Source organism: Ruegeria sp. C11 (assembly GCF_056537725.1).
In genome coordinates this window covers 597,628-617,293 of the sequence record NZ_JBQFSB010000001.1, presented here as the reverse complement: position 1 = coordinate 617,293, position 19,666 = coordinate 597,628, and the positions used below count along the sequence as shown (strand labels likewise).

16 protein-coding genes are annotated in these 19,666 nt (G+C 58.6%); 3 read left to right on the top strand and 13 right to left on the bottom strand.

Features of this window, described 5'->3' with window-relative positions; all coding sequences use genetic code 11:
* The first annotated feature begins 32 nt into the window (after positions 1-32).
* Entirely contained in the window at positions 33-1,085 is a 1,053-nt protein-coding gene (mnmH, locus tag ACR0NA_RS03130) for a tRNA 2-selenouridine(34) synthase MnmH (RefSeq protein ID WP_480725893.1), read from the top strand.
* Here mnmH and selD read toward each other — a convergent pair.
* The 7 genes from selD to ACR0NA_RS03095 are packed head-to-tail and all read right to left on the bottom strand — an operon-like array spanning position 1,076 to position 9,168.
* Entirely contained in the window at positions 1,076-3,235 is a 2,160-nt protein-coding gene (selD, locus tag ACR0NA_RS03125; protein WP_480725892.1) for a selenide, water dikinase SelD, read from the bottom strand. The genes mnmH and selD overlap by 10 nt on opposite strands.
* A gap of 5 nt (positions 3,236-3,240) precedes the next feature.
* A complete protein-coding gene (locus ACR0NA_RS03120) occupies positions 3,241-3,627 on the bottom strand; it encodes a Na+/H+ antiporter subunit G (RefSeq protein WP_170651566.1) in 387 nt (128 codons plus the stop codon).
* A gap of 7 nt (positions 3,628-3,634) precedes the next feature.
* The gene (locus ACR0NA_RS03115) at positions 3,635-3,904 is read right to left on the bottom strand and encodes a K+/H+ antiporter subunit F (RefSeq protein ID WP_480450125.1); all 270 of its coding nucleotides are present in this window, start codon (positions 3,902-3,904) and stop codon (positions 3,635-3,637) included.
* Positions 3,901-4,398 carry a Na+/H+ antiporter subunit E gene (locus ACR0NA_RS03110; RefSeq protein WP_480726005.1) on the bottom strand — a complete coding sequence of 166 codons (498 nt, stop codon included), beginning with the start codon at positions 4,396-4,398 and terminating at the stop codon, positions 3,901-3,903. The genes ACR0NA_RS03115 and ACR0NA_RS03110 overlap by 4 nt, the downstream gene beginning before the upstream one ends.
* On the bottom strand, positions 4,398-5,942 hold the full coding sequence (locus tag ACR0NA_RS03105) for a monovalent cation/H+ antiporter subunit D (RefSeq protein WP_480725889.1): 1,545 nt from the start codon (positions 5,940-5,942) through the stop codon (positions 4,398-4,400). Before ACR0NA_RS03105 ends, ACR0NA_RS03110 begins: the two co-directional genes overlap by 1 nt.
* Complete coding sequence (locus tag ACR0NA_RS03100) at positions 5,939-6,298, bottom strand: Na+/H+ antiporter subunit C (RefSeq protein ID WP_170651569.1); 360 nt, start codon at positions 6,296-6,298, stop codon at positions 5,939-5,941. The genes ACR0NA_RS03105 and ACR0NA_RS03100 overlap by 4 nt, the downstream gene beginning before the upstream one ends.
* Positions 6,298-9,168 (bottom strand): monovalent cation/H+ antiporter subunit A, encoded by a 2,871-nt coding sequence (locus ACR0NA_RS03095; RefSeq protein WP_170651570.1) that lies wholly within the window; start codon positions 9,166-9,168, stop codon positions 6,298-6,300. The genes ACR0NA_RS03100 and ACR0NA_RS03095 overlap by 1 nt, the downstream gene beginning before the upstream one ends.
* Positions 9,169-9,392: 224 nt before the next feature.
* On the opposite strand from ACR0NA_RS03095, the gene ACR0NA_RS03090 reads away from it, so the two are divergent.
* Complete coding sequence (locus ACR0NA_RS03090; protein ID WP_480725885.1) at positions 9,393-9,869, top strand: rhodanese-like domain-containing protein; 477 nt, start codon at positions 9,393-9,395, stop codon at positions 9,867-9,869.
* Positions 9,869-10,684, top strand: a complete 816-nt coding sequence (locus ACR0NA_RS03085; protein ID WP_480725883.1) for a CE1 family esterase — start codon at positions 9,869-9,871, stop codon at positions 10,682-10,684. The genes ACR0NA_RS03090 and ACR0NA_RS03085 overlap by 1 nt, the downstream gene beginning before the upstream one ends.
* On the opposite strand, the gene mdoH is transcribed toward ACR0NA_RS03085, so the two are convergent.
* The 6 genes from mdoH to ACR0NA_RS03055 form a co-directional block, all read right to left on the bottom strand.
* On the bottom strand, positions 10,685-12,556 hold the full coding sequence (gene mdoH, locus ACR0NA_RS03080; RefSeq protein WP_480725881.1) for a glucans biosynthesis glucosyltransferase MdoH: 1,872 nt from the start codon (positions 12,554-12,556) through the stop codon (positions 10,685-10,687).
* Positions 12,553-14,052, bottom strand: coding sequence for an OpgD/OpgG family glucan biosynthesis protein (locus ACR0NA_RS03075; RefSeq protein WP_480725880.1), 1,500 nt, complete (start codon positions 14,050-14,052; stop codon positions 12,553-12,555). Before ACR0NA_RS03075 ends, mdoH begins: the two co-directional genes overlap by 4 nt.
* Positions 14,049-15,266 carry an OpgC family protein gene (locus ACR0NA_RS03070; protein ID WP_480725879.1) on the bottom strand — a complete coding sequence of 406 codons (1,218 nt, stop codon included), beginning with the start codon at positions 15,264-15,266 and terminating at the stop codon, positions 14,049-14,051. Before ACR0NA_RS03070 ends, ACR0NA_RS03075 begins: the two co-directional genes overlap by 4 nt.
* 29 nt (positions 15,267-15,295) lie before the next feature.
* Positions 15,296-16,666: a tetratricopeptide repeat protein gene (locus tag ACR0NA_RS03065; protein ID WP_480725878.1), complete on the bottom strand. Its 1,371-nt coding sequence runs from the start codon at positions 16,664-16,666 to the stop codon at positions 15,296-15,298.
* A 180-nt stretch (positions 16,667-16,846) separates the two neighbouring features.
* Positions 16,847-18,031, bottom strand: coding sequence for a CaiB/BaiF CoA transferase family protein (locus ACR0NA_RS03060; protein ID WP_480725877.1), 1,185 nt, complete (start codon positions 18,029-18,031; stop codon positions 16,847-16,849).
* Positions 18,018-19,637, bottom strand: coding sequence for a thiamine pyrophosphate-binding protein (locus ACR0NA_RS03055; RefSeq protein WP_480725876.1), 1,620 nt, complete (start codon positions 19,635-19,637; stop codon positions 18,018-18,020). Before ACR0NA_RS03055 ends, ACR0NA_RS03060 begins: the two co-directional genes overlap by 14 nt.
* Positions 19,638-19,666: the final 29 nt, after the last annotated feature.

The window sequence follows — 19,666 nt, the reverse complement described above, 5'->3', positions numbered from 1 at the left end:
CCCTTTTACCCGGCGCGCGATACACCGCATCCATGGCCTTGAAATTCAATACTCTGCCTGAACTTTACGGGCATGCCTTCGACGCGGTGATCGACGTGCGCAGCCCGGCAGAATATGCCGAGGATCACCTGCCGGGCGCTATCAGCCTGCCGGTTCTGGACAATGATGAACGCGCCCGCGTTGGCACCATTTACGTGCAGCAAAGCCCTTTTCTGGCAAGAAAATTGGGTGCGGCGCTGGTGTTTCGCAACGCGGCCAACCACATCGAAAACAGCCTGAGTCACCACGAAGGTGCATGGCGGCCGCTGGTCTATTGCTGGCGTGGCGGTCAACGCTCGGGTTCGTTCACGTGGATGTTGCAACAGATTGGCTGGCGCGCCGAGGTGGTAGATGGCGGGTACCGAACTTATCGCCGTCTGGTGAACCGGTATCTCTATGATGATCCGCTGCCGTACCGCCTGATAGCGCTGGACGGTTATACCGGAACCGCCAAGACCGACCTGCTTGCGACCTTGCACGCAAGGGGGGTGCAGGTTGTGGATCTTGAGGCGCTGGCAAATCACCGGGGGTCGCTGCTGGGCGAAAAACCCGGCGGCCAGCCAAGTCAAAAGGCCTTTGAGTCTGCCGTGGCGGCCGCCTTTTGCAAACTTGATCCTGCACGCCCTGTTATTGTCGAGGCGGAGTCATCAAAAATCGGCGAGCGCATTTTGCCGCCCAGCCTCTGGTCGGCTCTTCGCAGCGCACCAAGAATTGAAATCCACGCCTCAATTGCTGTGCGCACGGACTATCTGGTCTCGGCCTATAACGATATTCTGAGCGACGCCGAAAAATTACGGGATCGCTTGTCCCCGCTGCGATTTCACAGAGGGCACGAGGTGGTGGATGAATGGCTAAACCTGATTGATGCGGGGGACAAGCACGCGCTGACCCGCGCGTTAATGGAACAGCATTATGACCCTGCCTACGCAAAGTCCCGAAAGGCGCACAAGGCCTTGGCGGTGGCTAGGATCGACGTTCCGGCGTTGGATGACAAAGCGTTGCAGGTGGCAGCAAAGCGGATCGAGGAATTTCTGGATCAGATTTGAATGCGCAATCCCGGTTCTGCAGTCACCTCTCCGATGATCACAGCCGGATAACCCGCGTTTTGCAGATGGTTCAGGACTTCCTCGGCTTGTTGCGCAGGGACCGTCGCCAGCAATCCGCCTGCTGTTTGTGGGTCATACAGAAAATCGGCCTTGTCCCCTGTCGGCAAGTCAGGTGCGATGGCCCGGTTGTCAGTAAAAATGCTGGAGCGGACGCCTTGTCGGGCAAGCGACAGTGCTCCTTTCATCAGGGGAATGGCATCCAGATCGACAATTGCCCCGCATCCCGATGCGTCGCACATTCCCTTCAGATGGCCAGCCAGCCCAAAACCGGTGACATCTGTCATTGAGTTCGCCGAAGACAGTATGCGGGCTGCTTCGCCTTGCGGCTGGCTCATGTGATCATACGCTGCAGCCACCCAGGCGCCGTTGGCTTTTCCAGCCATCTCAGCCGCCATCAACACTCCGCTGCCAAGTGGTTTGGTCAGTATCAGCATGTCACCCGGCCGGGCACCAGACAGCGTGATCGGTTCAGCGTCACACAGGCCAGTCAGAGTGAACCCGATAGTCATCTCGTCACCCAAGGAACTGTGTCCGCCCACGATCTCGGCACCGGCAGACTTAGTCACTTCCGTGGCAACCGTCATAATCTCGGCCATCGTTCTGCTCTGCAATTCAGGCGACATGCGCGGCAGGATGATCGTTACCGTTGCGGCCTGGGGCTGTGCGCCCATTGCCCAGATGTCGCCAAGTGCGTGGACAGCGGCGATGCGAGTCATCGTGGCCGGGTCGTTGGTGAGGCCGCGCAAGTGGTCCGTCGTCATCACTTGTCTGAGCCCGCCGGTGATCAACAGGGCGGCATCGTCGCCCGGCAGCGGAATGACATCTGAACGCTCAGGTGCTGGCATGCCTTTCAGCGCCGACCGCAACGCGCCGCGCCCGACCTTGGCCCCACACCCTCCGCACATCGGCTTGTCTCCGATGGCTTCGCGAAGGCCCGCCGCATGGGCGGCGGGTAGCGCCGGTGTTGCCATCTGGGGCAATTCGCGGAACCGGTTCATAAAGTTCTGATCGATACGGTCTTTCCATCGCCACATCAGGGGCCCGCTGAACGAGGTTCCAAGCCGTTCCGCCAGAGCCGATTTTCCGCCCAGCGACACGAGTTTCAGATAGTCTTTTTGCGGGCGGTATCGACGCATTTTTCCCGCACCCAGAACCGCTCGCAGATTGTCGTACAAAACCGGCGCCTCACGCACCGCGTAAACGCCTGCTTTGGGGCGGGGATTGCTACTCAGGTGGGCGCAGTCCCCGGCCGCAAACACGGCGGGATCGCTGGACTGGAGATAGTCGTTCACCGCAACATACCCCTCATGCAACGCCAACCCGGTATCGGCAATCCACCCGTGTGGTCGTGCGCCTGCTGCACCAGTGATAAAATCTGCCTCAACACGGCGCCCGTCGCCGAGTTGCAGGTGGTCCGCGGCCACCTTGGTAACCTGGCAGTGTTCGATGATTTTGATCCCCAGATCACCCATCGTTCGCCGGATTGTTGCGCTGGCTTTCGGGCTGGTCGCAGACAACGCCGCTGCACTGTCGATCAGTGTTACCTGTGCTGGCCGACCGCGGGTCCTTAGTGCATAAGCCATGGCCAGCACCAACTCGGCCCCCGCCACACCGCCGCCAATCACCGCGACAGAGGCCAGACCGTCGCTGGCAAGGTAGTCTTTCCATCGGGCCGCGAAAGGGCCAAGCGGTTTGGCCGGGACAGCATGTTCAGCAAAGCCCGGCAGCGTTGGCATTTCAGAGGTGATGCCGACATTGACCGAGGCCGCGTCGAACGCAATCGGTGGGCGGCCCGGCACATGCACCTGACGGCGGTCCAGATCAATTCCTTCGACACCACCCAGTATAACGCGTGCGTCAGCAAAGCGTGCTAGGCGGACCAGATCGATGTCCAAGTCATCTCGCGTGTAGTGGCCAGCGACAAACCCCGGCAGCATCCCCGAGTAGGGTGCGGTAGGACCGGTGTTGATCACAGTGACCCGAGCCCCCGGCAAAGGGTTCATGCCCCATTTCCTGAGAACCAGCGCATGAGTGTGTCCCCCGCCGATCAGTACCAGATCGCGGGTCAATGGCAGTGGTGGCGTGTGCATCTGATTCAGTTCGTGCTGTGATCCGGTACGTCTTCGGCCTGCTCGACCGCGTGTGTCGCCCAAAGTTCATCTTCGCCCGCGTCCGGCAGGTTTTCAGGCTTTTCATGCCGGTGGATGTGCCATTTTGCAATGAACAGGGCCGTGATCGGTGCGGTAAGAAACAGGAACAGGGTGATCAGAAGTTCATGCAGCGACAGGTGTGGTTCGAGCAGAAGGGAATGAAAGATAGATGCAAGCAGTACGCCGCCCACGCCCAGCGTCGTTGCCTTGGTTGGGGCATGCAGCCGTGACATCGGATCCTTGAGCTTGATCATTCCGAACGATCCGACAAAGCCGAAGATACCCGAGACGATCAGGAAAAAGGCGATCAGGAATTCGAAGATATATGCCATTCCGCCCTCACTCGATGATATTGCCGCGCAGCATGAACCGCGCATAGGCCACGGTTGAAACAAAGCCGAGCATGGCAATGATCATTGCGGCCTCAAAGAATATTTCCGTTCCCAGTCTCAGCCCGTAAAGGATCATCAGCGCGATCGTGTTGATCACCATCGTATCCAGCGCCAGAACGCGGGTTCCGACACCTTCGGCGGTAATGATCCGCCACAGGCACATCATGATGGCAGCACCAAAACAGGCGAAGGTGAAATAGATTGCATAGGTGATCATTCGAAAATCTCCTTCAATCGGCGCTCATAGCGGCTTTTGATCTGGTCCCGCACGGCATCGGGATCAGGGGCGTCGAGGCAATGCACCAGCAGGTTGTGCCCCTGCGCCGACAAATCGCAACTGACCGTACCCGGGGTCATGGTGATCGTGCCGGCAAGCACCGTAATCGCCTCGGGTGTACGCAGTTCCAGCGGGACGCAGATCCAGTTCGGCTCACGCGCCGCATCCCGCTTGAACAGGATGATCCGGGCGACTGTGATGTTCGCAATCACGATATCCCACAGCACCACCAGCACGTATTCGACGATCATGGGCCAGTTGCGCAGCTTTGGACGGTCGGGCCAGTAGGGTTGTGTGATGAAAGGAATGACAATTCCCAGTATCAGGCCGAACACAAGTGAATTGAGTGATGGCGAGTTTGCCAGCAGCATCCAGACCAGCGTCAATAGAATGGTCAGGTGGGGATGAGGGAAAACCCGGCGTAGCAGTTTCATCATTCTTCCCCTCCCAGTACGGCAGAAATATATTGCTCAGGTGCGAACAATTGCGCTGCTGTATTTCTGGAATAATCCAGCGCGGGCCCCGCGAACAGAGTCAGCAGCACCAGACCCAAGACGGCACCGAAAATGGCGGTAAATGCCAGACCGGGCTGTGGTTCCGGCGCGGGCAGGGCAATGGCCTTTTCCTCGTTTTCGGGGTCTTGTTCGGTATTGTGCTGCTCGTCGTGGCTTTTCCAGAAGATCAGAGAGCCCGCCCGTGCGAGGCCCACGATGGTCACGAAGGATCCAATCAGGATCACGGCCCAGACCGCGTTGGCGTCGGGTGCGTCACGTGATGCGTCCAGCACCAGAAGTTTGCCGATGAAACCGGATAGCGGTGGCATCCCGGCCATAGCGATGGCACCCACAAAGAACAGGGCCGAGATCAGCCCGCTTTGCGGCATCGGAGGTTTCGGTTCGATGCTGCCGCCCTGACGCTCCATCACCAGATCGGCGACCAGGAACAACAAAGCGGTCGCAAAGGTCGAGTGGACGATATAGTACAACGCGGCGGCGGTCGCCGCTTCGCTGAACAATGAGATGGCAATCAGCAGCGTCCCCATCGAGGCTATGGCGCAAAAGGCCACCATGCGCGCGATATGCCGGGCACCAAGTATGCCGATTGTTCCCACCGCAAGCGTAAGTAACGCCGCAGGTTGCAGCCAGTCTCCAACCAGACCTTCGGTGATGGAAACGTCCGGACCGAATACCAGCGTGTAGACCCGCAGGATCGAATACGCGCCGACTTTGGTCATGATCGCAAACAGGGCGGCCACAGGAAGCGGTGCATTGGCGTAACTGGCAGGCAGCCAGAAATGCAGCGGTAGAACGGCGGCTTTGATACAGAACACCAGTAGCAAAAGAACGGCGCCGACCCGTATCAGTGCCGTATCCTCGGTCGGCAGCTCTGCCACCCTGACGGCCATGTCGGCCATGTTCAGTGTCCCGGTAACAGAGTAGATGGTGCCAAGCGCGAAAAGGAACAGGGTCGAACCCAGAAGGTTGTAGGTAACGTATTGCACGCCTGCCTTCAGCCGGACCGCGCCACCGCCATGGGTCATCAGGCCATAGGATGCGATCAACAGAACTTCGAAGAACACGAACAGGTTGAATGCGTCACCAGTCAGGAATGCACCGCAGACGCCCATAAGCTGGAACTGGAACAACGCGTGGAAATGTTTGCCTCTGTCGTCCCATCCGGACGCGATGGCATATAGTACGATCGGTATGGCCAGAAGCGCCGTCAACAGCACCATCATGGCTGACATACGGTCAAGGACCAGGACGATTCCGAACGGGGCAGGCCAGTCGCCCAGTTCGTATACGTGAATATCCCCGCCCGAAGCTTGCGCCGTAATCGTCAGCGCGATGCCAAGCAGGCCCACAACGCCTGCGACCGAGAAGATGCGTTGAAGGTCCAGATGATAACGCAGGACCATGATGATGAACGGGGCCAGGATCGCCGGAAGGACGATGGGCGCAACGATCCAGTGGTTCATGCGTCTTCTCCCGGCGCGTCCACGCTGTCCTGCGCGGTCATGTCGATATGGTCATCCTTTGACGACAGATAGGCGCTGAGCGCGATCATCACGATCACCGCAGTCATTCCGAACGAGATCACGATGGCCGTCAGCACCAGCGCCTGAGGCAAGGGATCGGTATAGGGCACATCCTCGTATTTGTTCAGAACCGCAGGTGCATTCAGAGCCAGCCGACCTGTTGCGAACAGGAACACGTTCACCGCATAGGTCAGCAGTGACAGGCCCAGAATGACCGGGAAAGTGCGGCGACGCAGGATCAGAAATATCCCGGCGGCGGTCAGAACGCCTACGGCAGAGGCAACCAGCGCTTCCATCAGGCCTGCTCCTTTTCTTGTTCTTCTTCAGGCAGATCGTCCCTCAGCGGGTTGATGTCCATCGGGAATTCCTGCGCCATGCCGGGCTGCCAAGCAAAGCGTGACAGACTGTCGAGAGCCAGCATGACCGCACCCAGAACCGCCAGGAACACGCCCGTGTCGAACAGCATCGCTGTCGCCCACTCGAACTCTTCCAGCGGTGGCCAGTGAAGATAGCCGAAATCGCTGGTCAGGAAGGGCCGTTCATTGAACCATGCTCCCAGTCCTGTTGCCGCTGCGATCAGTACGCCCCAGCCAATTGTGCCGTGATAGTAGAAGCGCTGCCGTTCGATGGCCCAGGTGTAACCGCTGGCCATGTATTGCATGAGATAGGCGATGGCGACGATCAGTCCGGCGATGAAGCCGCCTCCGGGCTGGTTATGACCGCGGAAGAAGATATAGGCGCCAACCATCAGTGCGATGGGCATCATTACGCGGGTGGCGACAACCATCATCAGCGGATGTGAGTCGCCGGATTGTGGCCAGTGCGGTTTACGGTTCAGCAGATAGGCGCGAACGTTTGTGGATAGAACACTCTCTGTCAGGGCAAAGATAACCAGCGCGGCGATGCCCAGCACGATGATCTCGCCAAAGGTATCAAAGCCCCGGAAATCCACCAGTATCACGTTGACCACATTGGTCCCGCCACCGCCTTTGTACGAATTGGCCAGATGGAAATCCGAGATCGTCGGAAAGGCAAAGTCGCGCATCATCAGGGCATAGATCAACCCGCCCGAGCCGATCCCGGCCACGACCGAAATGGCAGCGTCCCGCCAACGGCGTGCGGCGGAACTGTCCCACGGGGTTTCTGTCGGCATGAAATTCAGCGATAGCAGCAACAGGATCATCGTCACCACTTCGACCGAAATCTGGGTCAGTGCCAGATCTGGGGCCGAGAGATAGTTGAACGCCATTGATACGATCAGGCCGACAACGCCGATCAGGACCAGCGACAACAGGCGGTTGCGATGGAACCACATGATGGCCAACGTCGCGCCGACCAGACAGACCCAGCCGATGATCGGGATAATCGGTGCAGGCAATGGAACCCGGGTCTCAACGCCGATGGAGCCGGTGGAATAGGCGTAATATCCCAGGCCCACGGTAAAGGTGATCATGATAATCGCGTAGCGGCTGATGACGCCATTGTGCAACTCGTCCGTGATCCAGCGGCTCAGGGCAGTAAAACCGTGAATAACGGCATCAAAAATCGTCTTGGCTTCTGGTCGCGGCAGTGCGTTCCAAATCTGCTCGCCCCGACGATGCAAGGACAACAGGAACAACCCGCCCACAGTAGCAACTGCCGACATGTAAAGAGCAGGGGTGAAACCGTGCCAAAGCTTCAGTGAGTAATAGGGCAGCTTTTCGCCCCCGATCACGGCGCTGGACACCACGGCGACCAGTGGCCCAACGATTGCATTCGAATACAAGCCGATCAGCACCACGAGCACCACTAGGAAAGCAGGTGCCAGCCACATGCCCACGGGTGGATCGTGCGGATGCGCGGGATAATCGTTACGTTCAGGGCCAAGGAATACATGTCCTATGAACCGGAACGAATAGGCGGCGGAAAACAACGCCGCCAGCAGCGCCAGACCGGGCACCAGATAGTGTGAATTCAGCCAAGTCGTATGGACCGTCTCCTCCAGCATCATTTCCTTGGACAGGAACCCGTTGAGCGGTGGAAGGCCGGCCATGGACAGGGCTGCGATACCCGCGATGGTGAAGGTGATCGGCATCAGGTGCCGCAAGCCGCCCAGCCGTTTGATGTCGCGGGTGTGTGCCTCGTGATCGACGATGCCCGCCGTCATGAAGAGGGCCGCCTTGAAGGTCGCGTGGTTGATGATGTGGAAAATGGCCGCGACGGCGGCAATTTTGGTGCCAAAGCCCAGTAGCATTGTCACCAGTCCCAGATGCGATACGGTCGAAAACGCCAGCAGCGCTTTCAGGTCGTCCTTGAACAGAGCAATTACAGCCCCGATCAGCATGGTCACCAGACCGGTCGTCGCCACGATATAGAACCACGCATCGGTGCCCGACAGAACCGGCCACATGCGCGCCATAAGGAATAGGCCCGCTTTTACCATCGTGGCTGAGTGCAAATAGGCCGACACCGGTGTCGGCGCGGCCATCGCGTGTGGCAGCCAGAAGTGAAACGGGAATTGCGCGGATTTGGTAAAACAACCCAACAGGATCAGAACCAGTGCAGGCAGGTAGTAGGGAGAGGCCTGAATGAGTTCACGATTTTCAAGGATCACGCTGAGGTCATAAGACCCCACGATATTGCCAAGGATCAGCATACCCGCGATCATCGCCAGTCCGCCCGAACCGGTAACCGCAAGTGCCATACGCGCGCCTTGTCTCCCCTCGGGCAGGTGTTTCCAATACCCAATCAGCAGGAACGAACTGAGAGAGGTCAGTTCCCAGAAAACAAGTAATAACAGGATGTTGTCGCTAAGAACAATTCCGACCATCGCGCCCTGAAACAGCAGCAGATAGGTATAGAACTGCCCCATCGGGTCTTCTCGTGACAGATAGAACCTTGCGTAAAGGATGATCAGCAGACCGATGCCCAGGATTAACCCGGCAAACAGGAAGCCCAGCCCATCCAGCATGAAATTCGCATTCAGCCCCAGACCGGGAATCCAGTCGAAATGGGCAGTGACCACCTCGCCACGCATGACCGCAGGCGTGTGAATCAGCAAACCGGCAAAGGCCAGAAAACTTGTTAACCCCGCCGACGATGCGGCTGCATTTCGTCCGGCACGGATCAACAGGGCCGGAAAGACAGCTCCGAGAAAAGGAAGGGCCGCGATAAGGAATAGGGACAAGTGCGATACTCCGGTCTGGGCGGTCAAAGTGGTTCTGATTTTGTAAGGATAATTCTCATAGTGTCCAGCTATTGCGGGAAATTCGATGTTTCATAGGGCCAGTCTGCGGCGAAGAATAATCCGCATAGGCACATGACGTGAACTTGATTGATGAAAAAGTGGAAATGGCAGAATTTGCTGCTTTGCTGTGATATTAGCCGCATAAGAAGCAAGGAGGTCGCGTAGTGAACGAGAAGGCTGGCCATTCCAAAACCCGGCGCTGGCTATTGCTGGCGGGCGCTGCGGCAGTGGCGGGTGGGTTGGCCGTTCGCGAATACCGTTTGATTCCACCGGATTATGACGGCGGTAGCCTGACAGTTGATGAGGCGCACAAACAGGCCCTATCCGGCAAGATCATCCTGGTCGATATAAGAACACCCCGTGAATGGCGCGCCACTGGTATCGGGGATGGTGCACATCCGGTCGATATGCGCCGCGATGATTTTGTCGAGACGGTTGCGCACCTTGCGGCAGGGGATCGGGGTGCCCCGATCGCACTGATCTGTGCGCGCGGAGTACGCTCTGCCCGAATGAGTAAATTTCTGACCGAAGCAGGCTTTACCAACATCATTGATGTGCCCGAAGGAATGTTGGGTTCGGCATCCGGACCTGGATGGGTGCGGGCGGGTCTTCCCGTTGCGAATTTCAAAGGGGACACGTGATGAGTAAGAAACTGTGGCTGGCCTTGTGCTTTGGCTTTTTCGGACAGGCCGCACAGGCCACCTGCGGGGATGAGGAAGGGCATTGTGAGGTCGCGTCGGGAGCGTATCATATTGAGTTACCAAGGACGGAAACTCCTCCCTTGGTGATATTCCTGCACGGGTATGGCGGCAGTGCTGCAGGCACGATGAAAAACCGCAATATGGTCGACCCTCTACTGGCTCGGGGGTACGCGGTGATGGCACCTGAAGGGGCCATTCGAAATGGCAGGAAAAGCTGGAACTTCTATCCGGGCTGGGAAGGGCGGGATGAGGCTGCTTTTCTGACTGACGTGGTCGCGGACGCCGTCGAGCGTTTCGGGATTGACGGTGACCGGGTTGTTCTGGGCGGATTTTCCGCAGGTGGGTTCATGGTGAACTATCTGGCCTGTGCTGCACCCGAAACCTTTTCTGCTTATGCGCCCGTTTCCGGCGGGTTCTGGCGGCCACATCCAGAGGAATGCAAAGGGCCGGTGCGCTTGTTCCATACTCATGGTTGGACCGACAATGTCGTCCCGCTGGAAGGCCGGTATCTTGGGGGCGGTCGGTTTCAGCAGGGCGATATCTTTGCGGGGCTGGAGATATGGCGCTCAGCAAATGAATGCGTCGACAATAGGCCCGACGCCTTCGGTACAACCGGCCCATTCATGCGCCGCAAGTGGACCCGATGTGCGGATGGCAGTGCGTTGGAGTTCGCCCTGTTTCCCGGGGGGCACACAGTTCCGAAGGGATGGGCCGACATGATGGTAGACTGGTACGAAGGCCTGCCCGGCAGTTGATCATTCCGCCGGGGTCATTACTGCTTTGCCTTCGATCACCCGTTTCAATTCGTCCCGGTGACGTCGAGCGGATCGGGTAATTGCGGGTTCGCGAAAATCCTCACGCATACCCACCATACGACGTGCGGCCTTGGCGGATACACCGCTCAGCGCGGACAAAGGGATTGCCAGCGCCAGACTGATGGCAATCGGCGCCAGCCAGACAGAAACCAGCCCGGCGGCAATACCAACACTCAGGGCGATGCCACTGACGGTCTCCAGCGCGTGACAGAATATCAGCGTGCGCAGTCCATAGGTGCCACCATCGCGCGCCTGAGGCGACCAACCCTTTTGCAGGCCAAGCGCGGTGCGGAACACGGCAATCATCTGTTGCACCATCATAATCGGCGCATAGAGGACAGACAGGATGACCTCGAACAGGAACGATGTGGCGAACCGGCGACCGCCACCAAATTCGGAATAGCGTGTGCCACTTAGGGGCAGGGCGGCCACACCCAGAATTTTGGGGGCCAGCAGCATGGCGTACATAACCAGAATGATCAGCACGTGCCGGGTTTCCGACATTTCCGGCCATTGCGGGAACAGCGGGTTGTCCGGGCTGAAATAATGCAACACCGAGGCATCCCTGCCCTGACCAATCAGCGCCCACATGACAAGCAGGGCGAACCACAGCGGAGACATCAGATAGCCAACCGCGCCATGAAACATGTGAAACCGCGATACAGCCCTGAATCCACGTGAGCGTAGCAGCTTGAGATGTTGCAGATTGCCCTGACACCAGCGGCGGTCGCGCAGGACATGGTCGATCAGCGTCGGTGGCGTTTCTTCATACGAGCCACGGATGCGCGGCAGGAACCGCACACCCCACCCGGCGCGGCGCAGCAGTCCGGCCTCGACGAAATCGTGGCTCATGATCAGCTTTTCCTGCCCGCCGAACGACCGCAACTTGGGCAGGCCTGCACTGCTGGCAAACGCCCTTGTGCGGATAATGGCATTGTGACCCCAGTAGTTACCTTCCTGACCACACCAGCGCGCCAGCCCTTCAGCAAAGGCGATGCCATAGACGCCATTGGCGAATTGCTGCATGCGGGCAAAGACGGATTGTGCCCCGATCAGCTGCGGATAGCTTTGGATCAGGCCCGCACCGGGGTCGCGGGACAGCGCGTCGGTCAATCGAACGATTGCCCGTCCGGTCATCAGGCTGTCGGCATCCAGAACCAGCATCGCGTCCCAGTTGGCGCCCCAGCGGCTGACCCAGTCGGCGATGTTGCCCACTTTGCGATCCGTGTTCTGTTCGCGCCGCCGGTAATAAAGCTCCAGACCGGGGGCGAGGGTGGTGCGCAGTGCCTCGACGCTGGCCTGTTCCTGTGCCGCTATTTCCTCGTCACGGGTGTCCGACAAGATGAACATGGCATAGTGATGCTGCCCGCCGCGCGCGCGCAACTCCTCCAGCATCGTGCGGGCATTGCCCAGAACGAACCACGGAACCTCGTTATAGACTGGCATCAGCAAGGCGACCCGCAATGGTTGCGAGTTGGCCTGCCGCTTTGGGCGTTCCTGCCGGGAAAGCGAGGCCATTCCAAGCAAAACGGTGCAGACAGTGAAAGAAATCCAGAAGAAATTGAATGAGATCAATGCCAGCAGCACACCTTCGATCAGGTTGATCCCTTGCGCGCTGAACCAGTCAGTCATGATCCACAACAACGTCAGGGTGGCGACCATTGCCGGGGAAAAGGCCAATGCGCGCCAGAAGCCCGCCGACTGGCGCTGGGCGCCCGAAGGCACATGCGCATCGCGAAACCTCGATCCGAAATCCTGCGCGGGCATGGCCAGGGCGGCCTCGGGCGGCATGATATGCAGATCGCGTGTCATGTGGTCCATCTGTACAGCCAGACCTCGGAAGCGGGTTGCTTACCAAGCCGCAGCTGAGCCCTCAGTTCGACGTGATCGCGGTCGCCGGGCTCAAAGGAAAAGGCCAGCCGAACACCGCCGGTGTCGGGATTTCGCTGCAGCACACCCTCAGAAGTTTCTGTATGGGGCGACTGCACAAAGATGTTGAGCGCCTCGATGTCTTCGAACAGATCGCTAGCTTCGAAATCGATCACGGCCAGACGTCCTTCGCCGAACGTGTTTTCACCCATGGCCGTATTGATGACGCGCGGCATTGCAGTGCGTTGCGGCTCTTCACCCCAGATCAGGCGATAAGACATGTCCACTTGCTGGCCAGCGGCATATGCCTCGGCAGGGCGCCAATACGCGACAATGTTGTCATAGATTTCCTGATCGGCGGGTATTTCAACCAGAGTGACCGTACCTTTGCCCCAGTCCCCTTTGGGTTCCACCCAAAGACCGGGGCGCTTGTGATAGTTGGCCTCAAGGTCGGCATAGTCCGAGAATTCTCGTTTGCGCTGAAACAGACCGAAACCGCGCGGATTGGTGTCCACGAAAGACGAAATCTGCAGTCGGGTCGGGTTGGCGAGCGGTCGCCAAAGAACCTCTCCTGCGCCATTGCTGATCAACAGGCCGTCGCTGTCATGCACCGCCGGGCGGAAGTCGTCGAAACGGTTGTGGTTGGTCTGATCGTACAGGAACATCGACGTGCCGGGCGCGATACCAACGTGTGTCAGTTCCGTGCGCGGGAAAAGGGTGGCTTCGACATCCATGATACAATCGTCACCGGCCGAAACGTCGAACCGATAGGCTCCGGTCACACTTGGGCTGTCCATCAGAGCATGTACGATCATATTGCGCTGACCGGGCGCCGGGCGTTCCAGCCAAAAGCGGATGAACTCCGGGAATTCCTCGCCATCGGGATCGCCGGTTTTCAGGGCCAGGCCACGTGCAGACAAGCCGTAAACTTCGTGCAGTCCGATGGCCCGGAAATAACTCGCGCCCTGAAACACGCAGAACTCATCGGTCTTTCCGGGGCGGTGCATCTCGGTCCGCAGCCGTAGGCCGGAAAAGCCAAGGGTTTCGTCCACCGGCAATTCCGGCACCTCTTCCGAGCGGGTGAACATTTCAAGGTCGAATATGACCGGGGTGGTCATGCCGTTTTCAACGGTCGACACCTGAACCGTGCGCGGAAAATAAAGGCCCGACGTGAAGAAATCCACGTTGAAGGGTGTTTCCGTTTCAAACCATAGCGCCTTGTCCAGCCGGAACCGGATCGAACGGTACTGCTGATAGGTCAGATCCTGCCATTCCTGCGGCACCATCGCACGCTCGGCGTAGGGACGGCTGGCCAGATCGCGGGCCAGTTTGATGACATCGCTCCGGTCAAAAGGAACCTCGCCGCCGGTGGCAAAAGTGGCCGGGGCAAAGGCAAGCGCCGAAGTCGACGCGAGAAATGCGCGACGTGTAAAATTCATTTTTTGGTCTTCCAAGGATGTGACTTAAACCACGCGGCCAGATAGGCCACGCCGATGATCATGGCAAAGCCAATCATGTTAGCGGCAAACACACTGGCAGAATCCCGCCCAGTCTGGTCCAGTCCAACGCCGATAAGTCGCGCAGCAGCCATGGAAAAAACGAAAACTGCCAGCGATTGCTGCCCGACTTTGGTGATGAGCTTGAGTATGAATTGCCAGATTCGCGCGCCGATCCCATGGCCGGTGGCGATCAGACGATGCCCATGTTCACCCGCGGCGACCCAACCCAGATAAGCCAGCGACAGGAAGTGGATGTACCGGAACAACCCGAATTCGGTCTTCCCTCTCAACACTTCCGTCAGAGGCCAGACCTTGCGGATTTCAGCGGCGATATCAGGGTTCCATGCTTGAACCCACAGGAACACTTTCCACGATCCGAATGGTGCCGACAGGATCAGGAAGAGGGCTGCGGCCCAGATCAGGGTTTTCGATACAGGCGGTGCGGGCAACCAGCCGCGCATGAAGGCAAAGCCAGTGAAGAATAGCAGTTGCCAGCCAAAGGGGTTGAAGAACCATTGCCGATCCGACCACGGCTCGGCCGGAAGGGCAAGCGCGCCGGTCTGGGCCACGAACCAGATCCCGAGCGATGTAACGGCCACCGCCCAAAAGCCGATCTGTGACAGCCCCATGAAAAGCGGCATCAGCGCCAGCACCACCAGATACATTGGCAGAATATCAAAGTAGTTCGGGACATAGGTAAGCGTGAACATGCCAACCATGTTTGGCATGGGATCCTCAAAGAAATGCTGCAGATTCAGTGAAGAAACATAGCTTTTGTCGAACCAGCCGGACAAATCCAGTGCAGCCATAGACGCCGCAACAAAGAAGAACAGACCGATATGCGCCCAGTAAACCTGCCAGATGCGAAAGACGACACGCGCGGTTCCCATCCACCATCCCTTGCGCAAAAAGGCGCCGCCAAAGGCGATGGCAGACGCCATGCCCGAGCAAAAGACGAAAATTTCGGTAGCATCGGAAAAGCCGAAACGCGCGGGTATCCATTTGGCCCAGGGGTCGTTTGGAATATGGGCAATCAGGATAATGAACATCGCGATGCCGCGATAAAAATCCAGTCGCGGATCGCGCGTGCGGGCAGGGGTCGCGGACGAGGCCGCGACCTGAGCGAAATCAGTAGCGGGCGATACAGTCGCCATACGTTCTCTGTCCTTCTTGAGTCTTCTTGTTATTCGGCGGGAACGCTTTGTGCGTTGCCTTCACCGCGGGCCGCCGCGATCAGGTCGCGACGCGCAAGGGCATAGTTGTCCTCGCCTCCGGCGCGTTTCGCGCGGCGGTCATCCAGAATGCGTTCAACCGCGTCCAGACGTCCTGCGCGCAGGCCTGCGTCGATCGTGATACGTTCGAACACATCGCGCTGCGCATGGCTGCCTCCTGCCTGCTGCATCGACCCGCGCGCGTTCAGCAGGTGGTCAAATGCCTGCCCATACTGCCCGTCACCAAACGCTTCGAGCCCCTGTGCTGCGGCAAGCCCCGGATCAGCCATGCGGCGGGTCATGTCGTCGCCTGCCATTTTGGCGTCGTTGTGGATGCGCTTCAACATTTTCGCCGTGGCATCCGATCGGTTGTCGCCGGTCAGGGCCAGCAGGTAGTGCAGATCGGCGAAGATCAGGCAACCGTCTTCGGTGCGGGCCGCGCTGAGGTCAGCCAGCTCTTCCCAGCGGTTGCCCACATCGACACCCTCAAGTTCCAGCCGCGACAGCAAGGAAGTGGCATTCGATATGTCGCGATAGTCGTCGGTCTTGTCCTTGCGGATTTCCGCGTCATACAGCTCCATCACCGGATCAATCTGACCCATGTCCAGATGCATCAGCGCCTTGTGCCACCAGACGTGATAACGGAAATTGTTACAATGCGCCCAGGCATCCTCGCGACCAGCCAGCCATTCCAGCCCTTCGGCGGCATTACCTGTCATGTCATGGACATGCGCCACTGCGTGCAAACCCCATGCATCGTCTGACACCATCCACAGGGCCTGACGGCCTGCGATTTCTGCCTTTTCGTAGGCACCTGTTTCTTCCAGTGCAAAGGCATGGCAGCCCAGCAAATAGCCGCGCCCCGGATGGTCCGGAGCATAAGCAGGCATCACACGTTCGATGGACCGGCGCATTCCCTGCGCATCGCCCAGAACAAAGCGCGTCGCATGGCTGAGTTTCATCGCCAGTGAGTCATCGGGGTGTGCGCGCAACACGTCTTCGAATTTCTGAACGGATTGGGTCGGTTTACCTGCTAGCCACAGACGCAGCGCGTCTACATACAGGCGTTCACGGGCGGATGCCGGCTGTCGCGTCATTGCGGCCTCGGCCGTCGCAAGCGCTTCAGTTGCAATGGCAAACAACTCGCGCCGCCCCAGAAGCAACGTGAACAGGCCTTTGATCGCGTGTGCCAAGGCGAAATCCGGTTCCTGTTCCAGAACGCGGCCCAGATGCTGCGGCGTAACCGCAGAGTGCGCCATGAAACCCAGCAGAACACCATCCCATGCGTCAACGCTGTCTGCACGGGTTATGCTGTTCACTTGTCCGAAAATGTCTTGTTTCATTCCTGGGTCCAATCCAATTGCGTGATTTCGCTGTTGTTGATTTATCAGACTGTATTGGTGCGGCGTAACAGTATCGACGCTGCTCTCGAATTGGTGAAATCCTGTGTGTGTAAAAAGCGAAAAAAACCGCCGATTCAAGGGCATGTTTCAGCGAACCCCCGCCGAAGAACGCTTAGTGTTTCAATCTTCGAAGGGATTTTCCGCGTTCAGGACCCTCAATGTGTCCGCTCCGAACGTGGGCGGAGCATGGCGAAATGTTACAGGTGTTTTCGACAATTTCAGCGGATTGCCTATCAATTGCACTTCACCCGGATCGGCCCGCATGGCGATCTGCATCTGCCGAGCTTCCACCTGATCCGACGCAAAAACCTGATCAAGCGACTGGACAGGTCCGACCGGAACTCTGAGTTTTTCGAGCGATTCAATAACATGCCGGGTCGCAAGGGTTTGAACTGCAGGCCGCAGAATCGCGTTGAGAGCGTCCCGGTGTTCCAGTCGTGCCGGATTGGTGGCAAACCGTGGATCTTCCGGCAAATCCTCGCGTCCGATAAAGCGACAGAAACGCCTGAACTGGCTGTCGTTGCCAACCGCCAGAATGACGTGCCCATCGGCGGTCTGGTAGACGTCGTAGGGCACGATATTTGGATGCCCGTTTCCACGCCGCTGAGGAACTGTGCCGGATGTCAGATAGTTCACACCTTCGTTGATCAGCCAGGCCACCTGCGCGTCAACCAGTGCAAGGTCGATCTGCTGGCCTTCACCAGTAAGGTCGCGGTGGCGCAGAGCGGCAAGGATACCGACAGACGCATACATTCCACACATCACGTCAGCGATACCGACGGCGACTTTCATCGGGCTGCCATCAGGCTCGCCCGTCAGTGACATGATCCCGCCATATCCCTGTGCCATCAGATCATAGCCAGGCTTTGCGGCATTCGGGCCGGTCTGCCCGTACCCCGAAATCGAACAATAAACGAGGCCCGGTAGCTCTGCTGACAGGGATTGGTAATCCAGACCGTACTTGGCCAGCCCCCCCGGCTTGAAATTCTCGATCAGAATATCGGCATGGGCAGCCAGGCGGTGTATGGTTGCCTGACCTTCCGGAGTGGTTATGTCCACTGCCACGGATTTCTTGTTGCGGTTGGCGGACATGAAATAAGCACTCAGGTCCGAGCTATTACCATCGTCATCCACGACATAGGGAGGACCCCACTGACGGGTATCATCGCCACCGGTGGCCGGGTTTTCGATCTTGATGACGCTGGCGCCCAGATCACCCAGCAATTGCGTGCATGTCGGCCCGGCAAGAATGCGACTGAGATCCAGAACCTTGACGCCATTCAGCGGTCCTTCAGATGCGGTCATCATAACCTCCCCGGTCAATCTCCGCAGCAATCACGGTAAACCGATCCGCCTGCACGGCCTGTTCCAGCGCTTTGCGCAATTCGGCACGGTTGCGAACAGTCACACCATTGCCGCCAAAGGCGCGACCCATAGCGGCAAAGTCGTGGCGGTCGAAGTCAACGCCAATATTGGCCATCTGACGCCCGCGCTGCTTCAGTTCGATCAACGCGAGGCTGGCATCAACAAACACCAGAAAGATGGGGTTGCCACCCATCTCGGCTGCGGTGGACAACTCACCCGCGACCATCAGAAATCCTGCGTCGCCTGAAAAGCTGATGACCGGTCGGGTGGGCGCGGCCAGCTTCAGGCCTATGGCCATCGGTACGGCGCAGCCCATCGTACACAGCGCCGAGGACTGGATCAGTCCGCGCGCCTCGGGACAGGACCACATCTGACTAAGCAGGATGCGGTGCGCGCCGCTGTCGGCGGTGGCCAGCGTTTCGGGCGGCAAGGTCGCGCGTGTTTCGGCAATGATCGCCGCTGGCCCCCATTCATCATCAACCGGAAATGCCTGCGCCAGTGCAGCCTTGGCCAGTTCGGGTTCTCCATTGGGCCAGGTTGCACAAGCAGGGTTTCCTTTGGCAATGGCCTCAAGCGTGGCACCGGTATCGGCCACCAGATTCAGACTGGCCTGATGCATGTAGTGATCATTGACCACGGCCGCGATATCGATGACCCGCTTTTTGTCCGGGTCCCAAATCTCGCGCCAGCCGGGGCGCATTTCGATCGGATCATACCCGAGGCAAAGGATCAGATCGGCTTGCTCCACCAGCGGAATCAAATGCTTGTCGGCCAGTGGTGACAAGCCTGCTCCGCCCAGGCACAGAGGGTGATCTTCGGGCACGGCCCCCTTGGCCTTGTAGGTGGTTACGAACGGGATGCCGAAATGTTCCAGAAATGCCTGCACGATGGCCTTGGAGTCGTCATAGAGTACATCCAGACCGATGATTGCCAACGGGCGTTCAGCCTCGGCAACCCATTTCCGTGCCTTCTCAAGGCAGGTTCCTTCGGGCGCGACCGGCGCGGCCCTGGCCAGCCGCCGGCGCTTGGTGCCGTTTACACGGGTGTCTGCGACCGAGATGGGAACATCGATATGAACAGGACCTGGACGGGCCTGCGTGGCAAGGGACACCGCCTTGTCAGCAATGATATCCGCCCCTTCGGCAGTCAGACAGAATGTACCCTTGGTGATCGAGCGATAGACCTGACTGTGGTCCATCACCTGATGCGTATAGGTCAGCGCCTCGTCCGCATCGACACATCCGGTCAAAACGATCATTGGCACTCGGTCCTGCAGGGCGTTGGCGACCACATTGATACCGTTCATCGCGCCGGGCCCGAGCGTGGCCACAAGAATGGCCGGAGCGCCGTCGCGGTGATGAACGCCTTCGGCCATGAACCCGGCCGAGTTCTCGTGCTTGGCCAGATGAAAGGCAATTCCGGCCCGTTCCAGCGCATCCACCAGCGTCAGAACCTCGCCGCCGGGCATTCCGAAGGCGTGGCGACACCCTGCCTCATAAAGTCTTGTGGCCAAAAGGTCCGCGGCGCGGGGGGGGTGATCCTGCATCAGTATGCTCCGTTCATCTTGCTGTGCAG

Coding starts and splice junctions, on each gene's coding strand:
- mnmH (WP_480725893.1), top strand. CDS start 33: ATGGCCTTGAAATTCAATACTCTGCCTGAACTTTACGGGCATGCCTTC.
- selD (WP_480725892.1), bottom strand. CDS start 3,235: ATGCACACGCCACCACTGCCATTGACCCGCGATCTGGTACTGATCGGC.
- ACR0NA_RS03120 (WP_170651566.1), bottom strand. CDS start 3,627: ATGGCATATATCTTCGAATTCCTGATCGCCTTTTTCCTGATCGTCTCG.
- ACR0NA_RS03115 (WP_480450125.1), bottom strand. CDS start 3,904: ATGATCACCTATGCAATCTATTTCACCTTCGCCTGTTTTGGTGCTGCC.
- ACR0NA_RS03110 (WP_480726005.1), bottom strand. CDS start 4,398: ATGAAACTGCTACGCCGGGTTTTCCCTCATCCCCACCTGACCATTCTA.
- ACR0NA_RS03105 (WP_480725889.1), bottom strand. CDS start 5,942: ATGAACCACTGGATCGTTGCGCCCATCGTCCTTCCGGCGATCCTGGCC.
- ACR0NA_RS03100 (WP_170651569.1), bottom strand. CDS start 6,298: ATGGAAGCGCTGGTTGCCTCTGCCGTAGGCGTTCTGACCGCCGCCGGG.
- ACR0NA_RS03085 (WP_480725883.1), top strand. CDS start 9,869: ATGAGTAAGAAACTGTGGCTGGCCTTGTGCTTTGGCTTTTTCGGACAG.
- mdoH (WP_480725881.1), bottom strand. CDS start 12,556: ATGACACGCGATCTGCATATCATGCCGCCCGAGGCCGCCCTGGCCATG.
- ACR0NA_RS03075 (WP_480725880.1), bottom strand. CDS start 14,052: ATGAATTTTACACGTCGCGCATTTCTCGCGTCGACTTCGGCGCTTGCC.
- ACR0NA_RS03070 (WP_480725879.1), bottom strand. CDS start 15,266: ATGGCGACTGTATCGCCCGCTACTGATTTCGCTCAGGTCGCGGCCTCG.
- ACR0NA_RS03065 (WP_480725878.1), bottom strand. CDS start 16,666: ATGAAACAAGACATTTTCGGACAAGTGAACAGCATAACCCGTGCAGAC.
- ACR0NA_RS03060 (WP_480725877.1), bottom strand. CDS start 18,031: ATGACCGCATCTGAAGGACCGCTGAATGGCGTCAAGGTTCTGGATCTC.
- ACR0NA_RS03055 (WP_480725876.1), bottom strand. CDS start 19,637: ATGCAGGATCACCCCCCCCGCGCCGCGGACCTTTTGGCCACAAGACTT.